Origin of the sequence: Arthrobacter sp. NPDC089319, from assembly GCF_040684925.1 — a bacterium.
Classification (GTDB): Bacteria; Actinomycetota; Actinomycetes; order Actinomycetales; family Micrococcaceae; genus Crystallibacter.
Window position 1 is genome coordinate 19,255 of the sequence record NZ_JBFBGZ010000006.1, and the last position, 17,649, is coordinate 36,903.

The following is a 17,649-nucleotide window of genomic DNA, read 5'->3' on the forward strand; positions in this document are numbered from 1 at the left end:
GAGCGCAAGGGAGCCGAACGCCTTTCCTCAGTGAGGTGTCTGGGTGCTCCGCTCCAAGGCGCGGTGGTGGGTGCGCAGTTGGAGCAGCGTAGCGTCGAGCAAAGGTGTTGCGACCCGGAGCTTCCTAGCGCGGGCGGCGAGGCCTCCCAGAATGTGCTCGGCCTCCACCGGGTCACCGTGCTGGAGGTCCCGATAGAGCGACGACGTGAAAGACGAGCCCGCTTCGGTGAGCAGACCAATGCTTTGGGCGTGGCCTGCGGCGCTGACGGCGTGGCCGGCGCTCCGGGCGACCTCTTCCGTCTCGGCGATGGCCCGGAGGATGTGCGCCTCGCCGCCGGCGGCGAGGATATCCCCGATTGTGCCGCGGAAGAGGCAGGTGATGACGCCGGCGGAAGCGATGAATGCCCATTTCTCCCACAGTCGCGTCAGCACGTCATCATCAACGGTGAGCTCGATGCCGGGAACGTTGAGCGCCTGGGGAATCTCTGCCTTCAACGTCGAACCGTCAAGGGTGCCGACCGTCATCGTGCACAGCGGGGTCATCTGCAGGACCGTGCCCGCCTCGTCGAGGGTTGCGACGATCTTAACGAGGCCGCCCAGGACCTGGCCGGGGTATGCCGCCTGAAGGGCATCGAGGTGGTCCATGCCGTTGAGCATCGGCAGGATCATCGTCGCCGGTCCAATAGCGGGGGCCGCGGTGTTGAGCACGTCGGCGAGGGCGGGAGCCTTGACGGCAATGATGAGCAGGTCGTAGTGGTCGCCGGGTGCGATCGTCGTGGTTGTCTTCGCCTGCAGAGTGCGGCGGCCGTCTGGCGCGTCCAAGGTCAGGCCATCGCGTGCGAGTTGTTCCGCGCGGCGCGGGCGGACCAGGAAAGTTACCTCACGTCCGGCTTCGATGAGGCGGGCGCCGAAGCTGCCGCCGGTCGCTCCGGCTCCGGCAATCAGGATTCTCATGGGGCTCCTTGCGTGATGCGCGCTGACGATGCCGATCAGGGTTCGTGACCATTGTGGCGCACACGCAGTCCGTCCCGCTTCCTCGCAAAACCTCGCCCAAGACGTCGCCTGCTGCCAGCGGCGCTCCGGTAAGGACAGCAGCACCCTAGGGTTTTCTAACTAGGGTGGATTGATCTGGAATCCGCGCGGGTCCTCGACCATGATTGAAGGTGTCAGCAACCGGACGGGAGACCAACCGGAGGCGGCGGTATTGGGATCCGAGTTGGGGGACCTGCCTTCGGGCGGTGGATCCAGATGCCGCACACGAAATGGCTCGAAGTGAGTTGGCTAATGGGGAGGCCTGACTTTGAGCCATTTCGTATGCCCGGGCCATGACAGACTGGTTCAGTGGCCCATCTCGACGTCTCCAATATTGACTATTTCCTCTCCGACGGCCGCCAGTTGCTCAACGGCGTCGGCTTCAAGGTCGGCGACGGCGCCAAAACGGCCCTGATCGGACCCAACGGAACCGGCAAGACCACCCTGCTTCGGATCATCGCCGGGGACGTTTCCCCGGACGACGGCGCCGTGGCCCGCTCGGGCAGCATGGGCATCATGCGCCAGTTCGTCGGCCAGGTCCGCGACCAGACCACCGTCCGGGACCTGCTGGTCGGCGCCGCGCCGCCGGCCCTGGCCGCCGCCGCGCGCGCCGTGGATGAGGCGGAGCTGGCCATGATGGAACACGACGACGAGCCCACCCAGATGCGCTACGCCCAGGCGATCGCGGACTGGGGCGATGCCGGCGGGTACGAGCAGGAGACGGTCTGGGACGAGGTCACGATGGCCTCGCTGGGCGTGCCCTTCGACCGGGCGCAGTACCGCAACGCATCGACCCTGTCCGGCGGCGAACAGAAGCGGCTGGTGCTGGAAGCACTCTTCTCCGGACCGGACGAACTGCTGCTGCTGGATGAGCCGGACAACTATCTGGACGTTCCCGGCAAGCGCTGGCTGGAGGACAAGCTGCGCGAGTCGCGGAAGTCGGTGCTGTTCGTCAGCCACGACCGTGAGCTGCTGGCCAATGCGGCCACCCGGATCGTGACGCTGGAGCCGGGCGCCCTCGGTGCCACCGCCTGGGTCCACGGCGGCGGCTTCGAAAGCTACCTGCAGGCCCGCGACGACCGGAACGCGCGGTTCGAGGAACTGCGCAAACGCTGGGACGAGGAGCACGCCAAGCTCAAAGAGCTGGTGAACATGTACAAGAACAAGGCGGCCTTCCGCTCGGACATGGCGAACCGCTACCACGCGGCGACCACCCGGCTGCAAAAGTTCCTTGAGGCCGGACCGCCGGAGGCCGTGCCGATCGAGCAGAACGTGCAGATGCGGCTCAAGGGCGGGCGCACGGCCAAACGGGCGGTGGTGGCCAGCAAGCTGGAGCTCACCGGGCTGATGAAGCCGTTCAGCACCGAGATCTGGTTCGGCGACCGGGTCGGCGTGCTCGGCTCCAACGGCTCCGGCAAGTCGCACTTCCTGCGCCTGCTGGCCAGCGGCGGCACCGATCCGGAAAGGGAGCACCTGCCGGTCTCAGAGGTGCAGATCGCCGAGGTGCCGCACACCGGCACGGTCAAGCTTGGCGCCAGGATCCGGCCCGGGTTCTTCGCCCAGACCCACGTGCGGCCGGACCTGCTGGGCAAGTCCCTGGTGGATATCCTGCACCGCGGCGACGACCACCGCTCCGGCCTGGGCCGCGAAGCGGCAGCCGCCGTGCTGGACCGCTACGGCCTGGCCCGGCAGGCGGAGCAGTTGTACGACTCGCTCTCCGGCGGCCAGCAGGCCCGGCTGCAGATCCTGCTGCTGGAACTGTCCGGCGCCACCCTGCTGCTGCTCGACGAGCCCACCGACAACCTGGACCTGCATTCCGCCGAGGCACTGGAGCGGGCCATCGACGCGTTCGAGGGCACGGTGCTGGCGGTGACCCACGACCGCTGGTTTGCGCGCAGCTTCGACCGGTTCCTGGTCTTCGGGTCCGACGGCAAGGTTTACGAAAGCGACACCCCGGTCTGGGACGAGGATCGTGTTGTCCGGGAACGCTGACCCCTCGAACGCGGTGTCCGGGAACGCTGAGCAGGAAGGGCGGACGGGCAAGTCAGCCGCCGGCCGCCCTTCCAGCGGTCCGCCCCGCCAAGCGAAGATGGCGAAGTACGCCACCTTCGCCATCTTCGCGCTGAACGGACTGGTCTTTGCCAGTTGGGCAGCCAGGATTCCCGCGGCCGCTGCAGCGTTGGACATCAGCGCCGGCCAAATTGGCGCCCTGTTGCTGGCGCTCGGGTTGGGCTCGGTCATTTCGCTGCCGCTGGCCGGACCCATCGCGGCCCGGATCGGCACGGCCAACACCGTCCGCGCCGGCGGCCTGATCGCAGCCATCAGCGCTGCAGGCCTCGCCGTGACGCTCGCCCTCGGAACGGTTCCGGGCGCTGCCGCTGCGCTGTTCTGCTACGGCATTGGCGTGGCGTGGTGGGACGTGGCGCAGAACATCGAAGGCGCCGACGTGGAGCGGAAGCTGCTGCGCACCATCATGCCGCAGTTCCATGCCGCCTTCAGCCTCGGCGCATTCGCCGGCGCGATGCTCGGCGCGTGGCTCTCCGTGCTCGGCGTCTCGCTCTCCGTCCATCTGGCGGTGCTGGCCGCGGTCGTCGCGGTCGCCACTTGGCTGGTGCCGCGCGCCTTCCTGCCCCATCTGCCGCGCCATGAGGAGCACGACGGCGGTGCTCACCGCGGGCGGTTTGCCGCCTGGCGTGAACCGCGGACCGTGCTGATCGGCGTCGTCGTCCTCGGCGCCGCCCTGACCGAAGGTGCCGCCAACGACTGGATCGCGCAGGCCACCGTCGTCGGGCTCGGTGCCAGCGAAGCCTTGGGCGCGGTGATGTTCGGCGTCTTCGTGGCCGCCATGACGCTGCTGCGCTTTGCCGGCGGCCGGTTCATCGACCGCTGGGGCCGGGTGGCCGTGCTGCGGATCAGCCTGGGCGCCGCGCTGGCCGGCCTGCTGGTCTTTGTGTTCGCGCCGAACCTGCCGCTGGCCTTCGCCGGTGCGGTGCTCTGGGGAGCCGGCGCCGCACTGGGCTTCCCGATGGGCATGTCCGCGGCGGCGGACGATCCCGTCCGCGCCGCCGAGCGCGTCTCGGTCGTCTCCACCCTGGGCTACGTGGCCTTCCTGGCCGGCCCGCCGTTCCTCGGTTTCCTCGGCGAACACGTTGGCATCCGCAACGCCCTGCTCGCCGTCGCCGTCCTGATGGTCGCCTCGCTGCTCACCGCGCCGGCCGCACGCGAGCAGCGGCACCCGCGGCCGTAGTCGGCTAGGACAACTCGCCAGAACACTTCTCTCCCTACGCCTGAACGCTCGCCATCACGGCTTGGTCTGAAGGGGGAATTTGGCGTCCGGTGAGTTTTCCCGACATACTGTTGGCATCATCCCGACAGTATGTCGGGAAAACCACCATGTGACGATAAGGCCAAATTTTATGTTTCTTGCGCTGAGGGAACTGTCCTTCGCCAAGGGTCGGTTCAGCCTGATGGGCGCCGTGATAGCGCTGATCTCGGTGCTGACGGTGATCCTTTCAGGACTGTCATCCGGTTTGGTGAACGATGGAGTGTCCGGGCTGAAAGCGCTGCCTGCCACGGCGTTTGCCTTTGACGAGGGGACCAAGACCGACAACGCGTTTTCACGCTCCGTCGTCGACCAAGACCAAATACAGAGCTGGCGCGGCCAAGAGGGTGTTGCTGAGGCTGCTCCCATGGGCAGCTCCATGCTGAACGCCACCAGCGACAGCGGGAAGCAGGTGGATCTCGCATTCTTCGGAGTCGAGCCGGATTCTTTCCTGGCCCCCGAGGCATCCGAGGGCGAGCAGGTCGGCCCCGTTGCCGGGATCGTCGTTTCTGAGACGGCGCGCGATGAAGGAATAGACCTGGGAACCGTGCTGACGCTGGACCGAATCGACACTGAACTGACGGTGATCGGCTTCACCCAAGGCCAGGCCACCTTCGGGCATGTCGACATCGCGTATCTGCCGCTGGCCACATGGCAATTGATTGCTGCCGGGCAGGCCACGGCCGGAGCTCCCACCGCTGAACAGGTCGACGCCCTCGATTTCGAGCTGGCGAGTGTCGTGGCTATCCGCGCCGCCGACGGCCGCTCCATTGACCTGGCTGCGGGAGACGCCGTCGCCGGAACCACGTCGATGCCGCTGACCGAATCGTTCAACGCTTCCCCCGGCTATCAGGCCGAAACCATGACGCTGAGCATGATCCAGGTCTTCCTGTATGCCATCTGCGCGCTGGTGGTGGGCGCCTTCTTCTCGGTCTGGACCATCCAACGCAGGCATGAGATCGCTGTCCTGCGGGCCATCGGTGCACCCGTGCGGTTCCTGCTGCGCGATGGACTGGCCCAAGCGGCACTTCTGCTGGTCCTCTTTACCGCTGTTGGCTTGGCCGCGGGTGTCGGCCTTGGCACCGCCATGCCGGCGGGCATGCCATTCGCCTTGGAATACGGGCCGGTGATGACCGCGGCGCTCATGACGATCGTGCTCGGACTGGTCGGCGCCGCCGTCTCGATTGTTCGTATTGCCCGCATTGATCCCCTGACCGCACTGGGAGGACAGCGATGAGCCAGCTCGCGCACCAAACCGATCTCCGTTCTTCACGCCCACAAGCATTGGCTGGACTGGAACTGGAAGATGTCAGCCTCACCTTGGGGGATGGCGAAGACCGCATCAAGGTCCTCGACCGGGTCGGCCTGACCGTCCAAAGCGGCGAGTTTGCCGCCGTCGTCGGCCCTTCCGGCTCAGGCAAATCCTCACTGCTTGCCATTGCCGGGGCGCTGTCTCTCCCGGACACAGGAACAGTGCGGGTCGGCGGAGAGGACATTACGGCGCTGAAGCCCTCCGCTCGGGCGCTGCATCGGCTGAAGAACGTTGGTTTCGTGTTTCAGTCGGGAAACCTCATTCCTTCCCTCACCGCGGGCGACCAACTGCGAATGGTAAACCGGCTCGCCAAGGGACCGCGCAGCTTCAGCCCGGATCCGTTGCTGGAAGCGGTGGGCATGGCGCACCGCATCAAGCATCGGCCCGGCCAACTCTCCGGAGGTGAACGTCAGCGCGTCGGCATCGCCCGGGCAATGGTCACCCGGCCGGCTGTGATGCTGCTGGATGAGCCGACCGCGGCCCTGGACAGCGCGCGCAGCCATGAAGTTGTGGTCCTTCTGGCTGAGCGATCCCGCGAACTCGGCATCGCCACCGTCATGGTCACGCACGACACCTCTGTGCTGAAGCACTGCGATTCCGTGTATGAAATGGAAGACGGCAGGCTGAACAAGCGCTAGCGAGGACACGGTGGTGGCGGTGACGGTGGAAACGCCGGCACCGCCGCCACTCCCATCTGCGGGATAACCTAGGGGCAGCCGTGGAACACCAAGATGGGAGGGGCAGACCGGTTCATGCCGCGAATCAAAGCGTCCAGCGTTGTTGAACATCGCGCTCAGCAAGAGGAAGCCATCCTCAATGCCACCTTTGACCTGCTCCACGAACTGGGGGCGCCCCCTACCCTGGCCCAAGTCGCGGGCCGGGCAGGTATGGCCAGAACATCCATCTACCAGTACTTCAAATCGCCTACGGAACTCCTGCAGGCTGCCGCCCGGGAAGTCTACCCACGATGGTTTGCCCGCGTTTCCGGCGCCGTGGACGAGGCCGCCACCCCAACTGAAGCGGTGTTGGCCTATGCGACGACCTGCATTGACCTTGTCGCCGAAGGCGGCCACGCCGTAGGAACTGCATTGGCTTCCATCACGCCGGATCCAGACCTCGACGAGCAGGCCGAACAGATGCATGCTTCCGCCCGCCAACCTCTCGTCGATGCCCTGCAAAGACTGGGGATCACCGAGCCTGAACCAATAGCCGACCTGGTAACAGCGGTCATCCACGCTGCAGGGCAGATGGTTGAACAAGGCATCGAACGCCAAAAGGTGCACAGCCACCTCCGCACCATGCTGGGACACTTGGGCTAGCAAGGGACCGAGTCGGTCTCCGGCAGCAACTAGCGATCGCACCGAGGACGCGGCAGATGAACTCGGTCTGAGGATGGTTGCAATGCGCCCACGGACCTCCGCCGGGCCGCACTGCGGTGAGGTAGAAAGGGTGCACCACGGGGTCGAGCAGGACTCGCCACTGTTCTGGTGACGGTTGAGGGAATTCCTGGCCGCGCCTCGCTGCGGACCGTCCCGACCACCCGCGAAATTAGTGCGCGGCGGACACAGAGATGCCGCTTCGAACAGACGCCAACAACGGCTGCCACTGGAAATTAATCAGGCTCGCACCGATCCTTGTAGAACCACCAATGGGGGCCTTCAACAGCAGGAGGCAAGGTCATGAGTAATCCATCGGCTAATTCGGAAATCAAGGCAAAGCACCGGGCCATGTGGGCACTGGGCGACTATCCCGCCGTCGCCACGGAGGTGGTCTCCGCGCTGGGACCCGCCCTGGTCCAGGCAAGTGGCATCAAGCAGGGCGACCGCGTTCTGGATATTGCGGCTGGGTCCGGCAACGCGACCATTCCGGCCGCGCAGGCTGGGGCGCGGGTCACCGCCGCGGATCTCACTCCCGAACTGTTCGAGCAGGGGCGCAGATTGGCCCAACAGGCGGGGGTTTCCGTGGACTGGCAGGAGGCGGACGCCGAGGACCTTCCGTTCAGCGACGGCTCCTTCGACGCCGCGATCTCCTGCGTGGGGATCATGTTCGCTCCCAACCACCAAGCCAGTGCCGACGAACTGGTCCGGGTGCTGCGGAGCGGAGGTGCGATCGCCCTTTCCAACTGGACCCCGGAAGGCTTTATCGGCCAGATGTTTTCGACCATGAAGCCCTATGCACCCCCGCCGCCCCCGGGTGCGCAGCCGCCGCCCCTCTGGGGCAGCCAGCAGCACGTGGAGGACTTACTTGGCGACCGGGCCACCGACGTCGTGGCCCGCCGCGAAAAGCTGACGGTCGACAGGTTCGATACCGCTGAGGAATTCCGCGACTTCTTCAAGGCCTGCTATGGCCCCACGATCAACACGTACCGGAACATCGCAGAGGATCCGGACCGGGTGCAGGCCCTCGATCAGGCACTTGTGGAACTGGCCCGCCGGAACGATCTCGGCGGCGGCACGATGGAATGGGAATACCTGCTGTTCACAGCCCGCAAGAGGTAAGCGTGCTGGACCGACGGTCAGGAATCCGGATCTTCATCGGCTTCCCGAGTTGGTCCATGTCCTGCACGCCGTCACGGGCGTCCTGGCATCTGACGCGGCCCAGAGGAGCTGAAGTCGCGGTTTCGAAGCAAAGAACTGATCGGGGGAACCGGGTGGCCGCGGAAGTGGATTCCCACCATGACCGCCACGGCTATCGCCCCGAGAACTCCGCAGATGATGTCCGTCATCGTGTCCTGGAGGCTGGCATTTTGTGCGTGCATGCCTAGGAGTCCGTCGCTGGTGTACTCGGCGATTTCCCATGCGGCAGCGACGAAACCGCCAGAGGCCACCACCCCGGACACAACCAGAAAGGGCGGAAGATCAAGGTGTTTCCTGCGGCCGACGATACCGAGGGCGAACGTGATGGCGCACCCTACGAGCAACCCCGAGAACACATGGATGACCTTGTCCCAATCGGGCCTGAATGCATAGAGCCCCAACCGGGTGCCGGCGAACGGTCCCGCAATCAGGAACCCCAGATAGCAGCCGTGCAACCACGCGGGGAACCTGGCCTCGATGCCCCGCTCCAACGCGGAGGGGACCAGTGCGGCCACGGCCAACAAGGCCGGAACCAGGGCCTCGTTCCACGAATTCGTTAGGGCCGCCGCTCCCAGAAAACCAAGAAAGAGCGCCTCCACCGGGATCAACATCACCGTTCCGGGTACGGCCAGGAGCGACCTGACACCCGCGCGGAACGGTCCGGTTACCGTGCCGGTATCGCCTTCCCTGCCCGCGGGGTGGCCGACCAAGGGGGCACGGCTCTCCGGGCGCGTGAGGCTCCTGTCCGGCAAGTCGGCGGCGCCGGAGGGGTCGGGGGCGGGCGGCAGATTCATGGTGTGGAGACGCTATCGGCCTGAGCTCAGGTGCGCAAGGAGCGCGATCCGGCTGGGTGGGACAGGTGGGCTTCCCATCGTTCTTCCACACCTTGGCTGCCATCAACTACAGTGACCCCATCACCTACAAAAGCTCCTCCTCTGCCGTCGCACGCAGACTGTCCAACAATCTGGCCGTCTCGCGGAATCAGTGGACCGACGGCGAGGGCCGGGTCATCCTCGCCGCCGGGACGACCGGCCAAAACTGGCACGCCGCACCGGTGGCCCTATGAACCTGGAAGAGCTGGTCGCACGTGTCAGGCAGTGGAAAGCCTCCAACGAGGCGCCCGTTGTTGTCGGCGTGGTCGGCGCGCCCGGCGCCGGCAAGACCACCCTGGTGGAAAGCCTCTTCAAGGAATTGAACAAGGACAGTCCGGAACCCGAAGTCCAGGAGTTCGCCCACGTCCCGATGGACGGGTTCCACCTCTCGGACCAGGAGCTGATCCGCCTTGGTCTCCTTGATCAAAAGGGCGCACCGGAGACCTTCGATGTGCACGGCTACGCCACGCTGCTTCAACGGCTGCGTTCGGAGCGGGATGCCGTGGTCTACGCGCCGGGATTCGAACGGACCCTCGAACGACCCATCGCCGGCGTCATCCCCGTCTTCCCGTCCGCCACCACCATCCTGACTGAAGGGAACTATCTGCTCCTCGACAGCCCCGAGTGGCGTAAAGTGCGCGGCCAGTGCACCGAGATCTGGTATTGCGAACAGGACGACGGCAAGCGCATCCAGCGCCTCATCCAGCGGCATATCGACTTCGGCAAGAGCCAGTCGGAAGCAGAAGCCTGGGTGAGAACAGTCGACGAAAGGAACGCCCAACTGATCCGCGCAACCCGGGCCGACGCAGACCTCATCGTCAGCTTGGAAGAAGTCGTCGGCGCTGCCTAGCTCAAAGAGGTGCGTGGGCCTGCGCACGGCGCCGAGACTATCTAGGTGGTGCGCTCTGGCTCAGGCCATGTGCGCAGCAGGTGCGGCCCCAGATCCTCGATGGTCGCTGCACCAATAAGCTGCATCGTCACCTCGATCTCCTTCGCCAGCAGTTCGATGACGCGGTCAACGCCTTCGCGCCCGCCGGCCATGAGTCCGTAAAGGTAGGCGCGCCCAATAAGGGTGAAGTCCGCTCCGGCGCATAGCGCAGCGACGATGTCCGCCCCGGACATGATCCCCGAGTCGAGGATGATCTCCACCCCGTCCCCGGCTTCGGCCCGCACCTCGGGCAGTGCGCGGAGCGAGACCGGCGCGCGGTCAAGCTGTCGCCCACCGTGGTTCGAGACGATGAGGCCGTCTGCTCCGGCGTCGAGCGCGCGGCGTGTGTCCTCGGCCGTCAGCACGCCCTTGACTAACAGTTTCCCGGCCCACACCGAGCGGATCCATTCAAGGTCGGCCATCGAGAGCGACGGATCGAACATTGAGTTGATCAGCGTCGGAAGGTCTTGGCTGGTCCCGGACAGCGACGCGAACGTCAGCGGGTCGGTGGTGAGGAAGTTGAACCACCACTCGGGCCGGTAGGAGGCATCGAGCACGGTTTTGATGGTCAGCCTGGGCGGAATCACCATGCCGTTGCGGGCATCCCTCAACCGCTGACCGGCGACCGGCGTGTCGACGGTGACGAGCAGCGTGTCGAAGCCTGAAGCCTCCGCGCGGCGCAGCAGGTCGAGCGACTTCTGCCGGTCCTTCCACAGATACAGCTGGAACCAGCGCCGGCCCTCGGGAGCGGCTGCGGCTACCTGCTCGATCGAGCGCGTGCCCATGGTGGACAGTGAGAACGGGATGCCCGCCGCGGCGGCAGCGGACGCGCCGGCGTCCTCACCTTCTGCATGCATGAACCGCGTGAACCCGGTCGGAGCTATTCCGAACGGCAGCGAGGAAATGCCGCCGGCGATCGACGTCGAGAGGTCAACCTTCTCGGTCCCGTGCAAAACGCGGGGGAGGAGCTCGACGGCGTCAAACGCCTCCCGTGTCCGTCCCACCGTGAGCTCACGCTGGGCGGCGCCATCCACGTAGTCGAAAGCGGGCGTGGGCGTGCGGCGCCTCGCGGTCGTTCGAAGGTCCCACACATCTGCGGCGTGAGCCAGCCGTGCGGCCCGGCGGTCCAGACTCGGGAGTTCGAACTTCAGCAGTGGGCGAAGTTCGCTCACGCGGGGGAATCTGCGCTTCATGAGGGTACCTCCAAGGGGTGGAATCAGGCGGCGGTGGTGCCGCGGCCGCGGGCCAAGAGTACGGCGATCACAGAAGATGCGCAGCATGCGGCAAGGAACAGCGCCGCCGACCACGTGCTGCCCTGTGCTGCCGCGATCAGCGCGCCCGCGATGAGCGGGCTCAGGCCTGCCACGATCGCACCGTTAAGCTCGCGTGCCAGCCCGACGCCGGAGAAGCGCCGATCCGGCGGGAACAGATTGGTCAGGAAAGCGCCTTGAGCGCCGCTCGTCATGGCAATCACGACGCCGTATCCCACGGCAATCGTGGCCGTCGCCACCGCGACCGATCCGCTGGTCAAGGCGGCGAACAGCGGGAACGCGAACAACGCGCCGGCGGCAGAGCCGATTGCCAGAACGCGGCCGGCCCCCAAGCGGTCGGCAAGCCAGCCGCCCGCGGGCGTTGCCACGACGCCCGCGAGGGAACCGACCGTGACGGCGAGCAGCGCCTCGGGACGGCTCATCCCCACGGCAGGGGAGGCCATCAAACCGATGGCGAACACCGCCATGATGTAGTTCAGGGCATTGTGACCGGTGATGGAGAAGAAGCCGATCAGGACGGCAACGGGGTCCTTGCGCAGGAGCTCCATCACGGGCAGCTTGCGCTTGCGCGCCTCGTCGGCGTGCTCGTTCGCCTGGCGGTATTCCGGCGTCTCCTCGAGTTTGGCACGGATGAAGAGGGCCACGAAGAACAGGACGGCAGAGGCGAGGAACGGGATGCGCCAGGCCCAGTCGAGCAGCGCGGCGTCGCCGGCCGAGGAGGCCCAGAGGAAGGCCACGGTGGCGAGGGCGATGCCCGCGGGTGGCGTCGCCAGCACGACGGCGGTGAAGAAGCCACGCCGCTTGGCGGGGGCAAACTCCGCGACGAGTGTCATGGCTCCGGCGAGTTCGGCGCCGGCGCCGAGCCCCTGAAGGAGGCGGAACGCGATCAGCAGGAGCGGGGCAGCAGCCCCGATCGCGGCCGCGGTCGGCAGCAGGCCAATGCCCACCGTCGCGGCACCCATGAGCAGAATCGTCAGCAGCATCGCGGGCCGTCGGCCGTGCCGGTCACCCAGATGTCCAATCAGCACCCCGCCCAACGGGCGGGCCACGAAGCCGACGGCAAAGGTCGCGAACGCCGCCAGCGATGCCTCGGACCCGCTTCCGGCAAAGAAGAGAGGCCCGATGACGAGGCCGGCTGCCGCACCATACAGCGCATAGTCGTACCACTCGATGAGCGTCCCGAGGGTGGCGGCGAAGAGAGCGCGCCGAGCGCCCGGGGTAAGCCTTGCGGGACTGCTGGCAACGGCGGTGTTGCTAGTGATGGTTCCTCCTGGGGCGCGGAAGCTCTGGGATGCTTGAAATATATTTCTAGCACGCAGTGATATGCTTCACCGCAATATTTCGTGAGGAGGGCCGTGGCCGAGTCGATGACCGATAGGGTCGCCAGCGCTTTGCGCCACCGGATCCTCTCAGGGGACTTGGCCCCAGGCTCCCTCGTGGTGGAGCCACGGTTCGCCGAGGAGTTCGGCGTCTCGAAAACCCCCGTGCGGGAGGCGTTGCGTCTCCTGACAACCGAGGGCCTCCTGACGGTGCTCCCTAAGAAGGGCTACCTCGTCGTGACGATGAGCTCGCATGACGTCGCCGAGGTCCTCGACCTCCGCATGCTCCTCGAGCCGCATGCCTGCGCGGGTGCCGCTACCTATGCGGACCACGCCCTGCTGACCACGTTGCGGGAGCTTTTGGACAAGCAGCGCGAGAAGGCTGTGGCCGAGCCGCTGGTGAGCATGGAATACGCCTACTCGTTCCACCGGGCCTTGGCGCGTGGCGGCCGGAACCGACGGCTTGACGACGTTCTGGCCCGTTGCCTCGGCGAGACCTCGCGCGCCTACCGCGTGCTGCCCGGACTTCACGCCCACTTGGCGGCGGAGCAGGAACTGATGGAGCACGAGGCCATCTACACAGCCGTGGCCGCCGCCGACGCCGCTGGCGCGGCCGAGGCCATGCGAACCCATCTGCGCAACGTGCGCTCCGCAATGGCCCGTCAATTCGAACGGCCGAGCGACCTCTGGGCTTAGGGCCGGCACCTCTTCCAGAAGACAGCAGCGCCCGGGGATCGGTCCGGGACAGCTCAGGGCTTCCCCCAGTAAAGCGGGCACAACTAAACCCCGTAGCGTCATCCGCAGGGATGATCCAGTCGGTCGCCAAGATCATCCTTGCGTGCGGTGTGCAGACGCCCGGCAATCCGTAACGTAGCTAGTGGCCCCGGGAATGGGCGCCACCCCACATACAAAGGACGGTTCAGATGATCGAGGCACAGGGCCTGGTCAAGGTCTACGGAAACAAACCGGCAGTGCAGGGCATCTCCTTCACTGTGCAGCCCGGCCGGGTCACCGGCTTCCTGGGTCCGAACGGCGCAGGCAAGTCCACCACCATGCGGATGATCATGGGACTGGACCGCCCCACCTCCGGCGATGTGCTGGTCAACGGCAAGCACTACGCCAAGCACCGCGCACCGCTGCGCGAAGTCGGTGCCCTGCTGGACGCGAAGGCGGTGCACACCTCCCGCACGGCCTATAACCACCTGCGGGCGATGGCCGCCACGCACAGCATCCCCACCAAGCGGGTGCACGATGTGATCGAGCTGACCGGCCTCGGCGCCGTGGCCAAGAAGCGCGTCGGCGGCTTCTCGCTGGGCATGGGCCAGCGGCTGGGCATTGCGGCCGCGTTGCTGGGCGATCCGCAGACCATCATCCTGGACGAGCCGGTGAACGGGCTGGACCCGGAAGGCGTGCTCTGGGTGCGCAACCTGGTCAAGGCGTTGGCCGCCGAGGGCCGGACGGTGTTCCTGTCTTCCCACCTGATGAGCGAAATGTCGCTGACGGCGGACCATCTGATCGTGATCGGCCGCGGCCGGATCATCGCCGATGCGCCCATCGACGACATCCTGAACAACCGCGCCCAGCGGGTGCGGGTGCGCACCGACCGGCCGGACGTCCTCACCCGGGCGCTGGCCGGCGAAGGCGTCAGCGTCGAGGCCCGCGAACCGGAACTGCTGGAAGTCAGCGGCGTCGCGGCCCGCGCCATCGCGGAAACGGCCCTCGCCCAGCAGGTCCTGGTTTACGAACTGACCCCGCTGCAGGCATCCCTGGAGGAGGCCTACATGGACCTGACCAAGGACGAAGTCGAATACCATTCCGGCCCGGTGGCCGATGTACATGACCAGGCCGGCTCCGCAGAGTCCGGACGGCACGCTGCTGTCGCCGCCGGCGCCAGCCAGGAAGGAAACTGACCATGAGCGCTGCAACCCTGACTCCGCAAGCCAGGCGCGTCGCCGGCCCGGGCGTGAGCTTTCCCCGGACGCTGAACAGCGAGTGGATCAAGTTCACCACCCTGCGTTCCACCTGGGTGCTGCTGGCCACTACCATCCTGGTGATGGTGGGCATCGGCCTGCTCGGCGGCTGGGGCATTGCCACCGGCATGGAGCAGATGGAAGCCGCCGGCCAGGACCCGGCCGCGGCGGGCATGGACTCCTCCATCCTGTACCTGATGACCAGCGGCGGCCTTGACTTCGGCCAGCTGATCATCGGCTCGCTCGGCGTGCTGCTGATCGCCTCCGAATGCTCCACAGGCATGATCCGCTCCACCATGACGGCGGTGCCGTCGCGGCTGTCGCCGCTGTTCGCCAAGGCCCTCGTCGTCGCAGTGGTGGCCGCCGCCGTCGGAATTCTCTCCAGCTTTATCACATACTTCCTGCTGCAGCCGATCCTGGCCAATTACGGCAGGGAATTCGGGCTGGACGTGGACCACCTGGTCCAGTCCATGCTGCTCTCCGGCGTGTACCTGGCCGTGGTGGCGCTGATGGGCCTGGCCCTCGGCTCCCTGCTGCGCAACAGCGCCGGCGGGATCGTCTCCCTGGTGGTGCTGCTGCTGGTGCTGCCGATCGTCGCCCAGATCATCCCCTTCGACTGGGTTCAGGACGGCGTCATGCCCTACCTGCCCTCCAACGCGGGTCGGCAAATGGTGATGCTGGAAACCGCCGACGGCGACCTGACCCAGTGGCAGGGCGGCCTGGTCATGGCGGCCTGGGCCGCGGTGCTGCTGGCCGGCGCGGCGGTGACCACCAAGGCCCGGGACGTCTAAGCGCGCAGCTAGGCTCGATGCATGACTGACAAGCCTTCGGTGAGGGAGGCGGCGGAACGAACGGCCGCCGTCTCCTTCACCGAAATTTCTTCCAAGCGCCGGGGCCCCATCCGGCGCTATTTCCATACCCACCCGGTGGCGATGGACTGGGTGCTGATCGGCATCCATCTGCTGTTCGGGCTGCCGAATGCCGTGATGACCGCGGCCGACGGCGAGTGGTCGCCGCTGGTGCTCCTGTTGGCTGGCGGCGCGGCGCTGGTGTGGCGCCGCCGTTACCCGCTGCTGGTGCTGGCGGCCATTGCGGTGGTGGACATGCTGATTGTGCTGCTGACCAGCACCGGCAGCGGCTCCTTCGCCATGTGGTTCGCCGTCTACACGGTGGCAACCACCCAGCCCGCGGTGCGCGCCATCGGGGCGGCGGTGCTCGCCGTCGTGCCGATGATGGTGGTCATGGCGGTCCGGATGCCGCCGGAGATCGCCAAGCAGATCGCCAGCGGGGAGGTCCCGGCATTTGTCGGCCTGATCACCGGGCTGGTCCTGGTCCTGGCGAACGTCATCGCCGCGGGGATTGGCGTCACCGTGCGCAGGGACCGGATGCACGACGCCGAACTGCAGCGCTGGGCGGCGGACAACACCAAGCTGGCGTCGGCGAACGAACGCACCCGCATTGCGCGGGAGATGCATGACGTGGTGGCGCACTCGCTCTCGGTGATGATCGCGCTCTCGGACGGCGCCGCCGTCGTGGTCCGCAAGGATCCGGAGCGCGCCGGCCAGGTCCTGGACCAGCTCTCGGCGACGGGCCGCACGGCGCTGGCGGACATGCGCCGGGTGCTGGGCGTGCTGCGCACCGAGAACGGCGTGGAAGCGGCCCCGCTGGCGCCGGCCCCGTCCGGCGATCAGCTGACCGGGCTGCTGGACGGCTTCCGCGCGGCGGGCCTGCCGCTGCGCACGGTGATGGCCGGGCCGCCGCTGCCGGACGACCAGAATTTCCGGCTGACCGTGTTCCGGATTGTGCAGGAGTCGCTGACCAACGTGCTGCGCTACGCCAAGGGAGTGTCCCGGGTGGACGTGGCGTTGATCCGCGACGGCGACGCCGTGCACATCACGGTGTCGGACGACGGCCGGCAGGTTGGCACGCCGGATTCGCTCGGTGCCGGCCAAGGCCTCGTCGGTATGCGCGAGCGGGCCGCCATCTACGGCGGCCGCGTTGCCAGCGGCCCACGATCCGGCGGTGGTTGGATGGTGGAAGCAACCCTTTATTGGCCCGGAGAGGAAGACAAGAGTGTCTGAGAGCACCGAAAGCATCCCGGCGGGGCCGGTGAGGGTCCTGCTGGTGGACGACCAGCCGCTGCTGCGGATGGGCTTCAAGCTCATCCTCGAAGGCGAGGACGACGTCGCAGTGGTGGGGGAGGCGTCCGACGGCGCCGAGGCGCTGGAGTTGACGCGGCAGCTGGTGCCGGACGTGGTGCTGATGGACGTGCGGATGCCGGTGCTGGACGGGATCGAGGCGACCCGGCAGATTGTCACCGCCGGGCTGCCGGCCCGGGTGATCATCCTGACCACCTTCGATCTGGACGAGTACGCCTTCGCCGGGCTGCAGGCCGGAGCCAGCGCCTTCCTGCTGAAAGACGTGGCCCCGGCAGAACTTGTCCAGGCGGTGCGGCTGGTCTCCTCCGGCGACGCCGTGGTGGCGCCGCGGGTGACGGCGCGCCTGCTGGAGACGTATGTTCGCGGCCTCGCCCCGACCGGCAGTCCCGCGGCCCCGCCGCAGCGCGACCCGTTGCTGGATGACCTGACGCCGCGGGAACTCGAAGTGCTGGAAACCATTGCGGAGGGCCTGTCCAACGCTGAAATCGCGCACCGGTTCTTCCTCTCGGAGGCGACCGTGAAGACGCACGTGCGGCGGATCCTCGCCAAGCTGCACCTGCGCGACCGGGTGCAGGCCGTGGTCTACGCGTACGAGACCGGCCTGGTGGTGCCCAGCCAGGGGCTGGATTACTGAGGCGGGCAGGTTCCTGGGCACTGGCCGGTTTCTCGGCAGGAGCCCGGGGGCTGTGGAGGACGGGTCGGCTGCGCGGATTTACGCGCCCGGTCCGCTGTCCGGTAGCATTGATAAGTCTGTGCTGTCAGCACCAGCCGGTAATCCTTGTGACAATAGCCAAAACACTCTGAGTATCGCTGTGCGGTGGCAGGCAGGCAACGCAACAGAACCTCCTGTTACGGAAAGACCGTGACCGCTTAGCCCGAAGGAGGTGG

The 17,649-nt window shown here is 66.8% G+C and carries 17 protein-coding genes; 13 read left to right on the plus strand and 4 right to left on the minus strand.

Annotated elements, in window-relative coordinates; all coding sequences use genetic code 11:
- Window positions 1-27: 27 nt before the first annotated feature.
- Window positions 28-954, minus strand: a complete 927-nt coding sequence (locus AB0N75_RS10150; protein WP_364648844.1) for a 2-dehydropantoate 2-reductase — start codon at window positions 952-954, stop codon at window positions 28-30.
- 387 nt (window positions 955-1,341) lie between these two features.
- Between AB0N75_RS10150 and AB0N75_RS10155 the strand changes: the two genes are divergently transcribed.
- The 6 genes from AB0N75_RS10155 to AB0N75_RS10180 all read left to right on the plus strand — a co-directional run bounded on the left by AB0N75_RS10155 (window position 1,342) and on the right by AB0N75_RS10180 (window position 8,164).
- The gene (locus AB0N75_RS10155) at window positions 1,342-3,024 is read left to right on the plus strand and encodes an ATP-binding cassette domain-containing protein (RefSeq protein WP_364648847.1); all 1,683 of its coding nucleotides are present in this window, start codon (window positions 1,342-1,344) and stop codon (window positions 3,022-3,024) included.
- A gap of 97 nt (window positions 3,025-3,121) precedes the next feature.
- Entirely contained in the window at window positions 3,122-4,279 is a 1,158-nt protein-coding gene (locus tag AB0N75_RS10160; RefSeq protein ID WP_364649535.1) for an MFS transporter, read from the plus strand.
- A 169-nt stretch (window positions 4,280-4,448) separates the two neighbouring features.
- A complete protein-coding gene (locus AB0N75_RS10165; RefSeq protein ID WP_364648850.1) occupies window positions 4,449-5,591 on the plus strand; it encodes an ABC transporter permease in 1,143 nt (380 codons plus the stop codon).
- The gene (locus tag AB0N75_RS10170) at window positions 5,588-6,304 is read left to right on the plus strand and encodes an ABC transporter ATP-binding protein (RefSeq protein ID WP_364648853.1); all 717 of its coding nucleotides are present in this window, start codon (window positions 5,588-5,590) and stop codon (window positions 6,302-6,304) included. Before AB0N75_RS10165 ends, AB0N75_RS10170 begins: the two co-directional genes overlap by 4 nt.
- Before the next feature lie 114 nt (window positions 6,305-6,418).
- Complete coding sequence (locus AB0N75_RS10175) at window positions 6,419-6,985, plus strand: TetR/AcrR family transcriptional regulator (protein WP_364648856.1); 567 nt, start codon at window positions 6,419-6,421, stop codon at window positions 6,983-6,985.
- Between the two features lie 360 nt (window positions 6,986-7,345).
- Window positions 7,346-8,164 (plus strand): class I SAM-dependent methyltransferase, encoded by an 819-nt coding sequence (locus tag AB0N75_RS10180; RefSeq protein ID WP_364648859.1) that lies wholly within the window; start codon window positions 7,346-7,348, stop codon window positions 8,162-8,164.
- Between the two features lie 71 nt (window positions 8,165-8,235).
- Here the strand turns inward: AB0N75_RS10180 and AB0N75_RS10185 are convergent, their stop codons facing one another.
- Window positions 8,236-9,036 carry a hypothetical protein gene (locus AB0N75_RS10185; RefSeq protein WP_364648861.1) on the minus strand — a complete coding sequence of 267 codons (801 nt, stop codon included), beginning with the start codon at window positions 9,034-9,036 and terminating at the stop codon, window positions 8,236-8,238.
- A gap of 56 nt (window positions 9,037-9,092) precedes the next feature.
- On the opposite strand from AB0N75_RS10185, the gene AB0N75_RS10190 reads away from it, so the two are divergent.
- Both AB0N75_RS10190 and AB0N75_RS10195 read left to right on the plus strand, forming a co-directional pair.
- Window positions 9,093-9,308, plus strand: a complete 216-nt coding sequence (locus AB0N75_RS10190) for a hypothetical protein (protein ID WP_364648864.1) — start codon at window positions 9,093-9,095, stop codon at window positions 9,306-9,308.
- A complete protein-coding gene (locus AB0N75_RS10195) occupies window positions 9,305-9,964 on the plus strand; it encodes a nucleoside/nucleotide kinase family protein (RefSeq protein ID WP_364648867.1) in 660 nt (219 codons plus the stop codon). The genes AB0N75_RS10190 and AB0N75_RS10195 overlap by 4 nt, the downstream gene beginning before the upstream one ends.
- Window positions 9,965-10,005: 41 nt before the next feature.
- On the opposite strand, the gene AB0N75_RS10200 is transcribed toward AB0N75_RS10195, so the two are convergent.
- Both AB0N75_RS10200 and AB0N75_RS10205 read right to left on the minus strand, forming a co-directional pair.
- Window positions 10,006-11,235: an alpha-hydroxy acid oxidase gene (locus tag AB0N75_RS10200; RefSeq protein WP_364648870.1), complete on the minus strand. Its 1,230-nt coding sequence runs from the start codon at window positions 11,233-11,235 to the stop codon at window positions 10,006-10,008.
- A gap of 23 nt (window positions 11,236-11,258) precedes the next feature.
- Window positions 11,259-12,575: an MFS transporter gene (locus AB0N75_RS10205; RefSeq protein WP_364649538.1), complete on the minus strand. Its 1,317-nt coding sequence runs from the start codon at window positions 12,573-12,575 to the stop codon at window positions 11,259-11,261.
- Window positions 12,576-12,668: 93 nt separating this feature from the next.
- On the opposite strand from AB0N75_RS10205, the gene AB0N75_RS10210 reads away from it, so the two are divergent.
- From AB0N75_RS10210 to AB0N75_RS10230, 5 genes are all read left to right on the plus strand, one after another.
- Window positions 12,669-13,328 carry a GntR family transcriptional regulator gene (locus AB0N75_RS10210; RefSeq protein ID WP_364648873.1) on the plus strand — a complete coding sequence of 220 codons (660 nt, stop codon included), beginning with the start codon at window positions 12,669-12,671 and terminating at the stop codon, window positions 13,326-13,328.
- Between the two features lie 227 nt (window positions 13,329-13,555).
- Window positions 13,556-14,542, plus strand: a complete 987-nt coding sequence (locus AB0N75_RS10215) for an ABC transporter ATP-binding protein (RefSeq protein ID WP_364648876.1) — start codon at window positions 13,556-13,558, stop codon at window positions 14,540-14,542.
- Window positions 14,543-14,544: 2 nt separating this feature from the next.
- Complete coding sequence (locus AB0N75_RS10220; protein ID WP_364648880.1) at window positions 14,545-15,393, plus strand: ABC transporter permease; 849 nt, start codon at window positions 14,545-14,547, stop codon at window positions 15,391-15,393.
- A 21-nt stretch (window positions 15,394-15,414) separates the two neighbouring features.
- Window positions 15,415-16,683 (plus strand): sensor histidine kinase, encoded by a 1,269-nt coding sequence (locus tag AB0N75_RS10225; RefSeq protein WP_364648883.1) that lies wholly within the window; start codon window positions 15,415-15,417, stop codon window positions 16,681-16,683.
- On the plus strand, window positions 16,676-17,395 hold the full coding sequence (locus tag AB0N75_RS10230) for a response regulator transcription factor (RefSeq protein ID WP_364648886.1): 720 nt from the start codon (window positions 16,676-16,678) through the stop codon (window positions 17,393-17,395). Before AB0N75_RS10225 ends, AB0N75_RS10230 begins: the two co-directional genes overlap by 8 nt.
- Window positions 17,396-17,649: the final 254 nt, after the last annotated feature.